General features: G+C 72.4%; 15 protein-coding genes and 1 riboswitch. Of the genes, 4 read left to right on the top strand and 11 right to left on the bottom strand.

Annotation, left to right across the window (positions count from 1 at the left end; genetic code table 11):
- Positions 1 to 159: 159 nt before the first annotated feature.
- The 3 genes from K7862_RS37565 to K7862_RS14575 form a co-directional block, all read right to left on the bottom strand.
- On the bottom strand, positions 160 to 1413 hold the full coding sequence (locus K7862_RS37565; RefSeq protein ID WP_262413151.1) for a glycosyltransferase: 1254 nt from the start codon (positions 1411 to 1413) through the stop codon (positions 160 to 162).
- Between the two features lie 164 nt (positions 1414 to 1577).
- A complete protein-coding gene (locus K7862_RS14570; protein WP_222962999.1) occupies positions 1578 to 1847 on the bottom strand; it encodes a DUF4031 domain-containing protein in 270 nt (89 codons plus the stop codon).
- Between the two features lies 1 nt (position 1848).
- Positions 1849 to 2223, bottom strand: coding sequence for a DUF8819 family protein (locus K7862_RS14575; RefSeq protein ID WP_222963000.1), 375 nt, complete (start codon positions 2221 to 2223; stop codon positions 1849 to 1851).
- Positions 2224 to 2329: 106 nt separating this feature from the next.
- Between K7862_RS14575 and K7862_RS14580 the strand changes: the two genes are divergently transcribed.
- Both K7862_RS14580 and murQ read left to right on the top strand, forming a co-directional pair.
- Positions 2330 to 3295, top strand: a complete 966-nt coding sequence (locus K7862_RS14580) for a MurR/RpiR family transcriptional regulator (RefSeq protein ID WP_372461577.1) — start codon at positions 2330 to 2332, stop codon at positions 3293 to 3295.
- Positions 3296 to 3379: 84 nt separating this feature from the next.
- A complete protein-coding gene (gene murQ, locus K7862_RS14585; RefSeq protein WP_262413152.1) occupies positions 3380 to 4333 on the top strand; it encodes an N-acetylmuramic acid 6-phosphate etherase in 954 nt (317 codons plus the stop codon).
- Positions 4334 to 4460: 127 nt separating this feature from the next.
- Here murQ and groL read toward each other — a convergent pair whose 3' ends face one another.
- From groL to thrC, 4 genes are all read right to left on the bottom strand, one after another.
- Positions 4461 to 6083 (bottom strand): chaperonin GroEL, encoded by a 1623-nt coding sequence (groL, locus tag K7862_RS14590; protein ID WP_222963002.1) that lies wholly within the window; start codon positions 6081 to 6083, stop codon positions 4461 to 4463.
- 369 nt (positions 6084 to 6452) lie between these two features.
- Positions 6453 to 6656 carry a cold-shock protein gene (locus K7862_RS14595; RefSeq protein ID WP_009339379.1) on the bottom strand — a complete coding sequence of 68 codons (204 nt, stop codon included), beginning with the start codon at positions 6654 to 6656 and terminating at the stop codon, positions 6453 to 6455.
- A gap of 452 nt (positions 6657 to 7108) precedes the next feature.
- Positions 7109 to 7384, bottom strand: a complete 276-nt coding sequence (locus K7862_RS14600) for a ubiquitin-like small modifier protein 1 (protein WP_222963003.1) — start codon at positions 7382 to 7384, stop codon at positions 7109 to 7111.
- Positions 7381 to 8694, bottom strand: coding sequence for a threonine synthase (gene thrC, locus K7862_RS14605; protein ID WP_222963004.1), 1314 nt, complete (start codon positions 8692 to 8694; stop codon positions 7381 to 7383). The genes K7862_RS14600 and thrC overlap by 4 nt, the downstream gene beginning before the upstream one ends.
- A riboswitch (SAM riboswitch) is annotated at positions 8688 to 8820 on the bottom strand. Its footprint overlaps the gene before it by 7 nt.
- Positions 8821 to 8995: 175 nt before the next feature.
- On the opposite strand from thrC, the gene K7862_RS14610 reads away from it, so the two are divergent.
- Complete coding sequence (locus tag K7862_RS14610) at positions 8996 to 9958, top strand: glucosyl-3-phosphoglycerate synthase (RefSeq protein WP_222963005.1); 963 nt, start codon at positions 8996 to 8998, stop codon at positions 9956 to 9958.
- 88 nt (positions 9959 to 10046) lie between these two features.
- Complete coding sequence (locus tag K7862_RS14615) at positions 10047 to 11462, top strand: alpha,alpha-trehalose-phosphate synthase (UDP-forming) (RefSeq protein ID WP_222963006.1); 1416 nt, start codon at positions 10047 to 10049, stop codon at positions 11460 to 11462.
- Between the two features lie 6 nt (positions 11463 to 11468).
- Here K7862_RS14615 and K7862_RS14620 read toward each other — a convergent pair whose 3' ends face one another.
- The 4 genes from K7862_RS14620 to K7862_RS14635 all read right to left on the bottom strand — a co-directional run bounded on the left by K7862_RS14620 (position 11469) and on the right by K7862_RS14635 (position 13196).
- The gene (locus K7862_RS14620) at positions 11469 to 12017 is read right to left on the bottom strand and encodes a GNAT family N-acetyltransferase (RefSeq protein ID WP_222963007.1); all 549 of its coding nucleotides are present in this window, start codon (positions 12015 to 12017) and stop codon (positions 11469 to 11471) included.
- Positions 12014 to 12292, bottom strand: coding sequence for a glutaredoxin domain-containing protein (locus tag K7862_RS14625; RefSeq protein WP_222963008.1), 279 nt, complete (start codon positions 12290 to 12292; stop codon positions 12014 to 12016). The genes K7862_RS14620 and K7862_RS14625 overlap by 4 nt, the downstream gene beginning before the upstream one ends.
- 80 nt (positions 12293 to 12372) lie before the next feature.
- Positions 12373 to 12807 (bottom strand): hypothetical protein, encoded by a 435-nt coding sequence (locus K7862_RS14630; RefSeq protein WP_222963009.1) that lies wholly within the window; start codon positions 12805 to 12807, stop codon positions 12373 to 12375.
- Positions 12804 to 13196, bottom strand: a complete 393-nt coding sequence (locus K7862_RS14635) for an ATP-binding protein (RefSeq protein ID WP_262413153.1) — start codon at positions 13194 to 13196, stop codon at positions 12804 to 12806. The genes K7862_RS14630 and K7862_RS14635 overlap by 4 nt, the downstream gene beginning before the upstream one ends.
- Between the last annotated feature and the right edge of the window lie 45 nt (positions 13197 to 13241).

A 13241-nucleotide genomic window follows, 5' to 3' on the forward strand; every position in this document is an offset into this window, starting at 1 on the left:
GCGCGCCGCCCACCGCCACCCTGCCGCGCACCGGCAGCGGGCCGAGGGACGAGCGGACCGCCGCGCGGGGCGTCCTGACAATGGGACTCATGCACAACTCCTTGCGTGCTGTTCCGTCGATGAGCCTGGGGAGGCGTTGGGTCCTGCCTCCTCGCCCATTTATGGGTTGGCACGTGATGCCACTACCGCACCGCCACGCGTCGTGATCACTTTGGCGGAACGCGACCGCGCCGATGGCCTACGCGGCAGCTTGGCCAGCGCGAACTCCCGGTTCGCGAGGGTCTGCTCGCGATAGGCGGCCGGTAGGTCCTTCCGGGCGAGCAGCTCGTCGCAGGCCCTCAGTGATGCCGCGAAGTCGCCGGTCCAGTACGCGGTGATGGAGAACTCGAACAGCAGGCCGTACCGGTAGATCCACGGCTGGACGAACAACAGGTCGTCCGGGAGACCGCTCCTGGCCGCGGTGAGACCGGCGCGGGCGAAGACGTGGGCGGCGTGGTAGCGGCCGGCCACGCGCAGCCGCGAGGTCAGTTCGTAGCAGGCCTCCAGACGCTGCGGGCGGGCGTCCCACGCGCGGATCAGGGCGTCCATGGCGGCGGGCCACGTCAGGTCCACGGTGCCGCCGCTTCCACCGTTCGCGGCACCCTGGTGGGGAACGGCAACCTTGGGCCCGGGCTCCGGCGAAGCCGTGGCGTCCACCGCGTCCACCGCGTCCACCGAAGCCGCCGAGGCGGCCCGCGCCCGCAGGACACCCGACTGGTACAGCGCGAAGTACACCTCCTCGGGCCAGCCGCCCATCGCCGCGCGTCGCTCGTACAGCTCCACGGACTCGGCGGTCCTGCCCATGTCGCGCAGCGTCTGCGCCAGGTAGAAGACGGTTCTCCCGTTACCGGGGTCGCGGGCGAACTCGGCCCGCAGCAGCCGCTCGTCGCGTTCGAACTTGTCGTGTTTGGACCCGCCGTCGGCGTGGTCCACGATGACCAGGGCGTCGAGGCTGGCCTGGTCGTCCGTGCGGTCGCAGGTCAGGTACTCGTGGGTGACGCCCTCGTAGCGCCACGGCAGGTCGCCGCGGACCAGGCGCTTGATGCGGTACTCGGTCACGCCCTCGTGCCGCAGCATGTACGCCTCCCGCGTGAGCGGCGGCAGGGCGGCGTCCTGGCGGAGTTCGAGGTCGGCGTCGAGCAGCAGCAGGTAGTCCGCGCGGCCGCGGGCGTGCCGCAGGTTGAGGCTGCGGTTGTGCCCGAAGTCCACCCACGGCTCCTCGTGGAGCTCGCCGGGGATGCCGTCGAGGGCCTGTCTGATGAGGTCCTGGGTGCCGTCGGTCGACCCGGTGTCCGAGATCACCCAGTAGTCGATGAGCCCGCGGGCCGCGGCCAGGCACCGCCCGATGACCGCGGACTCGTTCTTCACGATCATGCACAAACACACCGAAGGTTTCACGCGCGCATCCCACCACCGCCGTCACGCGCGCACCGTGCGCCACGCCTCCCACGTGCACGGAATCGCCCCCGTGCCGCACACACCCCCGCGGCCGAACGGGGCAGGGGCGCCGCGGGGCAGTCGGGGTTGCCGGAACGGACCTAGCGCGGCGCCTGGTACTTGCGGCGGCGCAGGCCGGCGGCGGTGAGGCGGGCGACGAGTTCCTTGCTGCCGATCTCGACCGCGCCCAGCCGCACGGCGTCGCGGTAGCGGTGCGCGGGGATGTCGTAGTGGTCCCGCTCGAAGGCGCGCGGCGGAGCGCCCAACCGCTCGGCGAAGGCGTGCAGTTCGGCGTAGGAGACGTCGCTCACGAGGTGCGACCAGTAGCGGCCGTGGCCGGGCCAGGTCGGCGGGTCGATGTAGACGGCCATCTCAGGCGGTCCCGAGCGATCCCACCGCGGCGACCGCCTCGCCGCGCGCCTCGCAGACCCAGTGCGGGTCCTCGCCGAGCTCCGGCTCGACGGCCAGCGCGTGCGGCTCCTCGCAGTGCGGGCACAGCGGCCAGCGGCCGTGCGTCTCCATCAGCGCGTCCTGGACGTCCTGGGCGAGCAGCCCGGGCACGAACGCGGCGCCGTCGGGCCACTGCTGCAGCCACCAGCGCCGCTTGCTGACCGCGTCCTCCAGCAGCGAGACGATGCCCGCCTCGGCCACGTCGCGGGCGGCCAGGTCGGCGAGGACCAGGGCGCGGGCGGCGTGCATGACCGCTTCGAGGCTGCGGGGGTCGGGCTCGTGGCCGGCTGCGTCCATGCCCCCATTGTCGCCCGTCCGGCGACGCCCTTCCGCGGCGGTGCTCCCGGGGCATCCCTCTTCCGTGGTCTTGACGGTGAGCCCCCCTGAAAATAGCTTTCACAAGGTGACCTACAGCGTGAAGGAAACTTTCTCCCCGAGCGTCCGCGCCCTCCGCGGCGTGCCCGGCGCGCCCCTCCCTGTCGCGCCCCCCGATCCGGGGGCCCTCGCCGCCAAGGTCCGCACCCTCGCCCCCTCGATGACGCGCTCGATGCAGCGCGTCGCCGAGGCCGTGGCGGGAGACCCGGCCGGCTGTTCCCACCTCACCGTCACCGCCCTCGCCGTCCGCACCGGCACCAGTGAGGCCACGGTCGTGCGGACCGCCCGGCTGCTGGGGTACCCGGGCTACCGCGACCTGCGGCTCGCACTGGCCGCGCTCGCCGCCCAGCAGGCCACCGGGGCGCCGCCCGCCGTGACCGCCGACATCGCGGTCGACGACCCGCTGGGCGACGTCGTCACCAAGCTCGCCCTGGAGGAGCAGCAGACCCTCGCCGACACCGCGGCCCAGCTCGACACCGCCCAGCTCGAGGCGGCGGTCGGCGCGCTGGCCGCGGCCCGGCGGATCGACGTGTACGGGATCGCCGCGTCCGGTCTGGTCGCCCAGGACCTGGCGCAGAAGCTGCTGCGGATCGGGCTGATCGCGCACGCGCACGCCGACCCGCACCTGGCGGTCACCAACGCCGTCCAACTGCGGCCCGGAGACGTGGCATTGGCCATCACGCACTCCGGCGGCACCCACGACGTGATCGAGCCGCTGCGGGCGGCCTTCGACCGCGGGGCGACCACCATCGCCATCTCCGGCCGGGCCGACGGCCCGGTGACGCAGTACGCCGACCTGGTGCTCACCACGGCCAGTTCGCGCGAGAGCGAGCTGCGGCCGGCCGCGATGTCCAGCCGCACCAGCCAGCTCCTGGTCGTCGACTGCCTGTTCATAGGCGTCGCGCAGCGCACCTACGAGGACGCCGCGCCAGCCCTGTCCGCGTCGTACGAGGCGCTGGCCCACCGGCACAGCCCGCGGGCCAACCGCGGCTGAGCACCGTCACGGCCCCGGGCCTCGCGGCCCCAGGCCCTGGAAGAACCTCATCCCCCCACCGGCACCTCACGTCATGCGAGAAGGATGAACGAGCCGCATATGACCCACCAGTACACCGAGCTGCGCCGCGAGTTGGAGACGCTGACCACCGAGGCGTTCCGGCCCGAACTCGCCGAGATCGACCGCATGCCGACGCTGGAGATCGCCCGGATCATGAACGGTGAGGACGCGACGGTGCCGGCCGCCGTCGCGGGGCAACTGCCCGCGATCGCCGCGGCGATCGACGGCATCGCGGAGCGGATGGCGCGCGGCGGCCGCCTGGTCTACGCGGGCGCGGGCACCGCCGGGCGCCTCGGCGTGCTCGACGCCAGCGAGTGCCCGCCGACGTTCAACACCACGCCCGGGCGCGAGGTGGTCGGCCTGATCGCCGGCGGCCCGGACGCGATGGTCACCTCCATCGAGGGCGCCGAGGACAGCAAGGAGCTGGCCGCGGACGACCTCTCGGCGCTGCGGCTGACCGCGGCGGACGCCGTGGTGGGCGTCTCGGCGTCGGGCCGCACCCCCTACGCGGTGGGCGCGGTGGAGTACGCCCGGCGGGCGGGCGCGCTGACGATCGGGCTGTCCTGCAACGCCGGTTCGCAGCTCGCGGCGGCCGCCGACCACGGGATCGAGGTGGTGGTCGGGCCCGAGCTGGTCTCGGGGTCGACGCGACTGAAGTCCGGCACCGCGCAGAAGCTCGTGCTCAACATGCTGTCGACGATCACGATGATCCGGCTCGGCAAGACCTTCGGGAACCTGATGGTCGACGTCCGGGCGTCCAACGAGAAGCTGCGGGCGCGCTCGCGCCGGATCGTGGCGCTCGCGACGGGCGCCGGGGACGCGGCGATCGAGGAGGCGCTGACCGCCACCGACGGCGAGGTCAAGCCCGCGATCCTGACGCTGCTGGCCCGGGTGGACGCGGCGACCGCGGCCCGCCTGCTCACCGAGTCCCAGGGGCACCTGCGCACCGCCATCGACACGGCCGCCGGCACCGCCTGACCCCGCGGGCACCCCAGGACGGGCCCACCGCACAGGCACTCCGGACGGGTGCCCCGCGCGGGCACGACGAACGGCGCCCCCCTCCCGGCCGGGAGGGGGGCGCCGTGTTCCGTTCGCAGGACCGGACTCAGAAGTCCATGTCGCCGCCGGGCATGCCGCCCGGAGCCGCGGCAGCGGCCTTCTCCGGCTTGTCGGCGATGACGGCCTCGGTGGTCAGGAACAGCGCGGCGATGGACGCCGCGTTCTGCAGCGCGGAGCGGGTGACCTTGGCCGGGTCGATGATGCCCTCGGCCACGAGGTCCACGTACTCGCCGGTGGCGGCGTTCAGGCCGTGACCCGGGGTCAGGTTGCGGACCTTCTCCACCACGACGCCGCCCTCGAGGCCGGCGTTGACGGCGATCTGCTTCAGCGGGGCCTCCAGGGCGAGCTTGACGGCGGCAGCGCCGGTCGCCTCGTCACCCTCGAGCTCCAGCTTCTCGAACACCGCGGAGGCCTGCAGCAGGGCCACGCCACCACCGGCGACGATGCCCTCCTCGACGGCGGCCTTGGCGTTGCGCACCGCGTCCTCGATGCGGTGCTTGCGCTCCTTGAGCTCCACCTCGGTGGCCGCGCCGGCCTTGATGACGGCCACGCCGCCGGCCAGCTTGGCGAGGCGCTCCTGGAGCTTCTCGCGGTCGTAGTCGGAGTCGCTGTTCTCGATCTCCGCACGGATCTGGTTGACCCGGCCGTTGACCTGGTCGGTGTCGCCGGCGCCGTCGACGATGGTCGTCTCGTCCTTGGTGATGACCACCTTGCGGGCGCGGCCGAGCAGGTCCAGGCCCGCGTTCTCCAGCTTCAGGCCGACCTCCTCGGAGATGACCGTGCCGCCGGTGAGGATGGCGATGTCGCCGAGCATGGCCTTGCGGCGGTCACCGAAGCCCGGGGCCTTGACGGCGACGGACTTGAAGGTGCCGCGGATCTTGTTGACCACCAGGGTCGACAGGGCCTCGCCCTCGACGTCCTCGGCGATGATCAGCAGCGGCTTGCCGGACTGCATGACCTTCTCCAGCAGCGGGAGCAGGTCCTTCACCGCGGAGACCTTGGAGTTGACGATCAGGATGTAGGGGTCGTCCAGCGACGCCTCCATCCGCTCCAGGTCGGTGGCGAAGTAGGCGGAGATGAAGCCCTTGTCGAAGCGCATGCCCTCGGTGAGCTCCAGCTCGAGCCCGAAGGTCTGCGACTCCTCGACGGTGATGACGCCTTCCTTGCCGACCTTGTCCATGGCCTCGGCGATGAGCTCGCCGATCTGGGTGTCGGCGGCGGAGATGGAGGCGGTGGAGGCGATCTGCTCCTTGGTCTCCACGTCCTTGGCCTGCTCCAGCAGGGCGGCGGAGACGGCCTCGACGGCCTTCTCGATGCCGCGCTTGAGGGCCATCGGGTTGGCGCCGGCGGCGACGTTCCGCAGGCCTTCCTTGACCAGGGCCTGCGCCAGGACGGTCGCGGTCGTCGTGCCGTCACCGGCGACGTCGTCGGTCTTCTTCGCGACTTCCTTGACCAGCTCGGCGCCGATCTTCTCGTACGGGTCCTCGAGCTCGATCTCCTTGGCGATGGAGACACCGTCGTTGGTGATCGTGGGGGCGCCCCACTTCTTCTCGAGGACGACGTTCCGGCCCTTGGGGCCGAGGGTGACCTTGACGGCGTCGGCGAGCTGGTTCATCCCGCGCTCGAGACCGCGCCGCGCCTCCTCGTCGAACGCGATGATCTTGGCCATGTGAAGTGGTCCTCCCGGACAGGGGGTGAGTTGCGCTCGGGACCGCGTGGCGCCCGCGACGGACGGCCGACCGGTCACCGGTTCCGTCCCGGTTCCCGGCGGGCCTCACCGACCCGGTCCTGCTGTCACTCTCACTCGTAGAGTGCTAACGCCAATGATTAGCACTCACCCCTATCGAGTGCAAGCGAGTCCGGGTCGCGGCGGCCCGCCGACCGCGGCTTCACGGGTACCGGCGGCCGGGGCGCGGGCGCCGGCGTCCGGGTCGGGTGCACGCCGTCGCACGCGGGCGCACGAAAGGCCCGCCTCCTGGACGGAAGCGGGCCCTTCTGCGTGCGAGCGTCGCGTCGATGGCCGAACGCGCCGGGATGTTCAGCCTGCGAGACGGACCATGTCCGCCTGCGGCCCCTTCTGACCCTGCGAGATCTCGAACTCGACCCGCTGGCCTTCCTCGAGGGTGCGGTAGCCGTCCATCTGAATCGCGCTGTAGTGGACGAACACATCCGCACCACCGTCGACCGCGATGAAGCCGTAGCCCTTCTCCGCGTTGAACCACTTGACGGTGCCCTGAGCCATTCCTAACTCCCCTATTGCTGGCCCTATCGCGGCCCCGCACTCCGCGGGCCCGGGTCAGACCTCACCTCCCTGAGCACCCCTTACCGAGAACGGGTGGGGACCCTGGGGGGCGTGCGCCGGAACGCGTCGACCGCGGCTGAATGTATCTGCACGGATGCCCAGTGCAACAGGTCAATCGGACGAGAATTCTCGGCGAGACCGATCCGAAATACCCCAGGAAAAGGCGATAAGGCAGGGCATCTCGGGCCGGACATAAGGGATCCGAAGGACAATTCGCGCATGAATTTGGCGATAAATCGCCGCAGCGACCGAAGGAGCTCACTTGCCAGTGGCAACAGTACCGTTCTTCAACTACCGGACGGTCATACGGGTGCCCCGTCCACCCTCGGGGGTGAACGGGGCACAAACCGCCAGATGTCCGCAGGATCTCCGCCGGATCCCGCGGAGAGGGTTCAGCCGCCGGCGACCGCGGGAATGATGGAGACGCTGGCACCGTCCGGCACCGCGGTGGCGAGGCCTTCGGAAAAGCGGACGTCGTCGTCGTTCACATAAACGTTCACGAAACGACGGAGCTTTCCGGTGTCGTCGAGAACGCGCGCGGAAATACCGGCGTGATTCTTCTCCAGCGAGTCGATGACCTCGGCGAGCGTGGCGCCCTCGGCCGGGACCTCGGCCTGGCCGCCGGTGTACGTGCGGAGGATCGTGGGGATGCGGACGGAAGCACTCATGCGAGGCCAGCCTCTCGGAACGCGGCAAGGGTGGGACGGATGGTGGCGGTCGGGCGGGCGGTGGCCTCCACCGCGTTGAGGGTCTTCAGGCCGTCGCCGGTGTTGAGCACGACGGTCTCGCCGGCCGGGTCGAGCTGCCCGGACTCGACCAGCTTGCGCAGCACGCCGACGGTCACGCCGCCCGCGGTCTCCGCGAAGATCCCCTCGGTGCGGGCCAGCAGGGTGATGGCGTCGACGATCTCCGCGTCGGTCACGTCCTCCACCGCGCCGCCGGTGCGGCGGGCGATGTCCAGGACGTAGGGGCCGTCCGCGGGGTTGCCGATGGCCAGCGACTTGGCGATGGTGTCGGGCTTCACCGGGCGGACCACGTCGTGCCCGGCCTTGAACGCCGCGGACACCGGCGAGCAGCCCTCGGCCTGCGCGCCGAAGATCTTGTACGGCTTGTCCTCGACCAGTCCGAGCTTGATCAGCTCCTGCAGACCCTTGTCGATCTTGGTGAGCTGGGAGCCGGAGGCGATCGGGATGACCAGGTTGTCCGGCAGCCGCCAGCCGAGCTGCTCGGCGATCTCGTACGCGAGGGTCTTGGAGCCCTCGCCGTAGTACGGGCGGAGGTTGACGTTCACGAAGCCCCAGCCCTCGCCGACCGGGTCGCCGATGAGTTCGGAGCAGAAACGGTTCACGTCGTCGTAGCCGCCCTCGATGGCGACCAGCTCGCCGCCGTAGACCGCGGCCATGACGACCTTCGCCTGCTCCAGGTCGTGCGGGATGAACACGCACGAGCGGAAACCGGCCCGGGCCGCCGCCGCGCCCACCGCGCCGGCCAGGTTGCCGGTGGAGGAGCAGGACAGCGTGGTGAGGCCGAAGGTGCGGGCGGCCTCCAGGGCGATGGCGACGACGCGGTCCTTGAAGGAGTGCGTCGGGTTGCCGGAGTCGTCCTTGACGTGCAGGCCACCGGTGATGCCCAGTTCACGGGCGAGGTTGTCGGCCTTGACGAGCTTGGTCCAGCCCGGGTGGAGGTTCCGCTTGGTCGCCACGTCGGCGGGGACGGGCAGCAGCGGGGCGTAGCGCCAGATGCTGGCGGGGCCGGCCTCGATCTGCCGGCGCAGCGCCTCCGGGTCACCGGTCGGCAGGTCGTAGGCGACCTCCAGGGGACCGAAGCACTCCTGGCACGCGAAGATCGGGCTGAGCGGGAACCGGGTGCCGCACTCGCGACAGGACAGCGCGGCGGCGGGGCCGAACGCGGTCGCATACGGCGAGTCGGTGCGGTCGGCGGTGTACACAGCCATGATGGCGAGGCCCTTTCTCCTCATCTTCCTCGCGCCGCAGGTCGCGTCGCGAGACGGAATTGGCACCTTCCCCACCGTGGTGACCTCGCGGTCGGCGGGAGGGTTGCCGGGGCTTCAACGGGCCGTTCCCTCTGCCCCTCTGGATGAGCGGTATGCAGTTGTGCGTACGTGGACGTACACGAACGTACGTGGTCGTACGGGGTGTCGCACTCGCGCGACCCCGACATGCGATCGCCGTACGCGTTGTTCAAGACTGTAACCGACGACCCCGGCGGCCGAGAGCGTCGTCCGTACCGCGAGATGGATCACACAGGGAGTTGCGCACGTGCTCGATGAGGTGGAGCGCTGGCTGGAGCGGCGGTCGTGGTCGGCGGCCGAGCGGCCGGTCGAGCGGCTGGTCGCGGCCAAACGGGCGGCCGGCGCACAGGGCACGGTGAGCGTGGTGCTGCCCGCGCTGAACGAGGAGGAGACCGTCGGCGACATCGTCGCCACCGTGCGGCGTGAGCTGATGACGCCGGAGGTGCCGCTCGTCGACGAGCTGGTCGTGGTGGACTCCGGCTCCCGCGACCGCACCGCGGAGATCGCCGCCCGGGCCGGGGCCCGGGTGGTGCGGCGCGACGCGATCCTGCCGCGGCTTCCGGCGCTGCCGGGCAAGGGCGAGGTGCTGTGGCGCTCGCTGCTGGTCACCAGCGGGCAGATCGTCTGCTTCGTGGACGCGGACCTGCGGCAGTTCGACGCGCGGTTCGTCTCCGGGATCGTCGGGCCGCTGCTCACCGAGCCGTCGGTGCAGCTCGTCAAGGCGATGTACGACCGGCCGCTGGAGACGGGCGGCACGGTGCTGCCGGCCGGCGGCGGCCGGGTGACCGAACTCGTCGCGCGGCCGCTGCTGAACCTCAACTGGCCGCGGCTGGCCGGGTTCGTGCAGCCGCTGGGCGGCGAGTACGCGGCGCGGCGCTCCCTGCTGGAGCGCCTGCCGTTCCCCGTCGGGTACGGCGTGGAGCTGGGGATGCTGATCGACGCGCTGAACCTGGTGGGACTGGACGCGCTGGGGCAGGTCGACGTCGGGGTGCGGCACCACCGGCATCAGGGCGGGCAGGCCCTCGGGCGGATGGCCGCGGCCATCTACCGCACGGCGCAGCAGCGGCTGGCGCGGGCGCCGATGGTGCGGCCGCAGCTCACCCAGTTCGAGCGGGGCGCGGACGGTTTCGTCCCCACCACGCATCCGGTCGACACCGCCGAGCGGCCCCCGATCCTGACGCTGCCGGAGTACCGCCGGCCCGCCGCCTGAGGCGCCCCGGGGGCCGCGTGGCGCAGGACACGCGCCGCCCGTGGCGCGGCGGCGTTTGAGGGACGCGTGGGGTGGCTAGGCTCGCCGCATGGCGCATTCTGCGAGGATCCTCGTCGCCTCGAACCGCGGTCCGGTGTCGTACAGCGTTTCCCCCGACGGCACCCTGACCAGCAGGCGCGGCGGCGGCGGTCTGGTCTCCGGTCTCAGTGCGATCGGCCCGGACGCCGGCGCGCTCTGGGTGTGCGCCGCCCTCTCCGACGCCGACCGCGAGGCCGTCGCGCAGGGCGTCACCGAGCCCGGCTCGCGCATGATCGCCGTGCCGCCGGAGGTGTTCCACGCGGCGTACAACGACATCGCCAACTCCGTGCTGTGGTTCGTCCACCACATGCTGTACCAGACGCCGCTGGAGCCCGTCTTCGACGAGGAGTTCCGCGGCCAGTGGGCGGGCTACGAGACGTACAACGCCGCGTTCGCGGACGCCATCGCCGAGGAGGCGGCCGAGGGCGCGGCGGTCCTGGTGCAGGACTACCACCTCGCCCTGGTCCCGGCGCTGCTGCGGGAACGCCGCCCCGACCTGCGGATCGGCCACTTCTCCCACACCCCGTGGGCGCCGCCGGACTACTTCCGGCTGCTGCCGGACGACGTGGCGGCCCGGCTGCTGACCGGCATCCTGGGCGCGGACCGCGCCGGGTTCCTGACCCGCCGCTGGGCCGACGCCTTCGCCGCGTGCTGCGTTTCCGTGCTGGGCGCGACGGTCAGCGACGACGGCTCGGAGGTGACCTACCAGGGCCGCACGACCCGGCTGGGCGTGCACGGCCTGGGCGCCGACGGGGACTTCCTGCGGGAGCGGGCGCACCGCGAGGACGTCGACGAACGCATCGGCCTGCTGCGGTCCGAGGCCGGCCCCGGCCGGCGACTGATCGTCCGGGTCGACCGGGCGGAACTGTCGAAGAACATCGTCCGCGGCCTGCTGGCCTACCGGCAGCTGCTCCAGGACCACCCGGGCTGGCGGGAACGCGTCGTGCACGTCGCCTTCGCCTACCCCTCCCGGCAGGACCTCGCGCTGTACCGGGCGTACACCGAGGAGGTCACCCGGGTCGCCGGGGAGATCAACGAGGAGTTCGGCACCCGGGACTGGCAGCCGGTGATGCTGAAGGTGGACGACGACTTCGCGCGCTCGCTGGCCGCCTACCGGCTGGCGGACGTCGCCCTGGTCAACCCGATCCGCGACGGCATGAACCTGGTGGCCAAGGAGGTCCCGGTCGCCTCGGACGGCGGTGTGGCCCTGGTGCTGTCCCGGGAGGCGGGCGCCTACGAGGAGCTGGCCGAGGACGCGATCACGGTCAACCCGTACGACATCCGGCAGACGGCCGCCGCGCTCAACACGGCGCTGACCATGCCGGAGGCCGAGCGGGCGGACCGCACCAAGCGTCTCGCCGACGCGGCGACCGCCCTGCCGCCGTCGCGGTGGTTCCTCGACCAGCTCACCGCGCTCGGCGGCTGACGCCGGTCAGGCGGCGGGACCCCGCAGGTCGATCATGCAGAACACCTTGTCGTACCGGTCGGGCCCGACGGCGACGAAGTCCGGCAGCCGGCCGTACTCGCGGAAGCCCAGCGACCGGTAGAGGTCCAGCGCGCGGGTGTTGTCGCCGCGGGCGTCCAGCGTCAGCACCTCGATGCCGGCCTGCCGGGCGTCCTCGACCAGGGCGGCGGTGAGCGCCCGTCCGACGCCGTGCCCGTGCACCGCGCCGTCCACCGCGATCTTCTCCAGGTCGGCGTGCGGACGGTGGGTGGGCCGGGCGTACCGCAGCCAGTACCCGAACCCGGCGAGCCGGTCCCCGAGGTAGGCCGCGCGCAGCGCCGCGTCGCCCTGCCGGGCCGCGGTCAGGACGCGGTCGACCAGGTCGTCCACCTCGGCGCGCGTGGGCGGGTCGACCCAGCCGAGGGCGGCGCCGCCGCGCACCAGCCCGTCCAGGACGCGGTGCGCGGACTCCGCGAAGGCCCCGGGCAGCCCGTCGCGGGCGGTGAGCCGGGCGGCGTCCAGGAGTTCGGGGCTCACCGCCGCGCGTCCAGCAGGTGCGGGGCGCGCTCGCGGACGGCGGCGAGCAGCGCGCGCCGCGACGGGTTGACCATGGCGTGTCCGGCGACGACGACGGTGGGCACCGTCTCGTTCCCGTCGGCCACGGACCGCACGAAGGCCTTGGCCTCCTTGTCCCCGATGATGGTGCGCGTGCGGTAGCGCAGCCCGCTGAACAGCAGACTCAGCCGCAGCTTGAGGCAGTACACGCAGTCCGGACGCCAGTACATGACGACCCCGTCGTGCCCTTCCAGCATGGCCCCTCCCCGTGTCCGGCCAGGCGTTGTGCCTGGTCGCACCCTACTCGGCGGCGGAGCCGGGCATGCCCGGCTCCGCCTCACCACGGGGGTACGACCACCCGGTCCGCGCCGCGGTCGAGGCCCAGCCGCAGGCGCCCCGCGACGGCCGCCCGTCCGAGGTAGGACGCCACGGCCTCGGCGGACGCGCGTCTGGGCAGCGGCGCCAGGCCGACGACGAGGGCCACCGGACCGCCGCCCCGCACGAACGCGCACCAGCGGTCGCCGGCCGGCACGCGGATGAGGTGGTCCGACCCGTCGAGCCGCACGGCCGCGTGCCCCGCACCGGCGACCGTCACACGCTCCCCGACGTCCGGCAGGCGCCGCGCCGGCGGCGCCAACCGCAGCGACCTCGCGAGGAGTTCACCGCAGGCCGGGTCCGGGTGGACGAGCAGCAGGAACGCCACCGGCCCCCATCCCGTCCGGTCGATCCACGACCACGCGGCCGTCGTGTTGATCAGCGGCACCGTCGTCATCGCAGCTCCGCCCACACCTGCTTGCCGTCCGCCGTCAGGGTCGTCCCCCACCGGTCCGCGACGGCGGCGATCAGCAGCAGCCCGCGCCCGCGCTCCTCGCACGCACCGGGCGGCGGCCCGGCCACCGGCACGACGTGCGAACGGTCGGCGACGGCCACCCGCACGCCCCCGCCGGGCAGCCGGGTCAGCGTCAGCACACACGCGGGCGAGGGCACGTGCCGGTGCACGTTGGTCAACAGCTCGGTGACGCACAGTGCCGCCGCGTCGGCCAGTTCCGTGCGCCCCCAGGCGCATAACTGCTCACGAATGCGCCGGCGTACGCCGGTGAAAGACGCGGGGTCGGCGATCATTTCGCGCACCACCGCGCCGGGTGGAGATTTCAAGGTCATGCCCACCACGGTCGCGGCCCGTGGCTACCGTGACCAGGGACGACC

Source organism: Actinacidiphila acidipaludis, from assembly GCF_019890725.1.
Lineage (GTDB): Bacteria > Actinomycetota > Actinomycetes > Streptomycetales > Streptomycetaceae > Actinacidiphila > Actinacidiphila acidipaludis.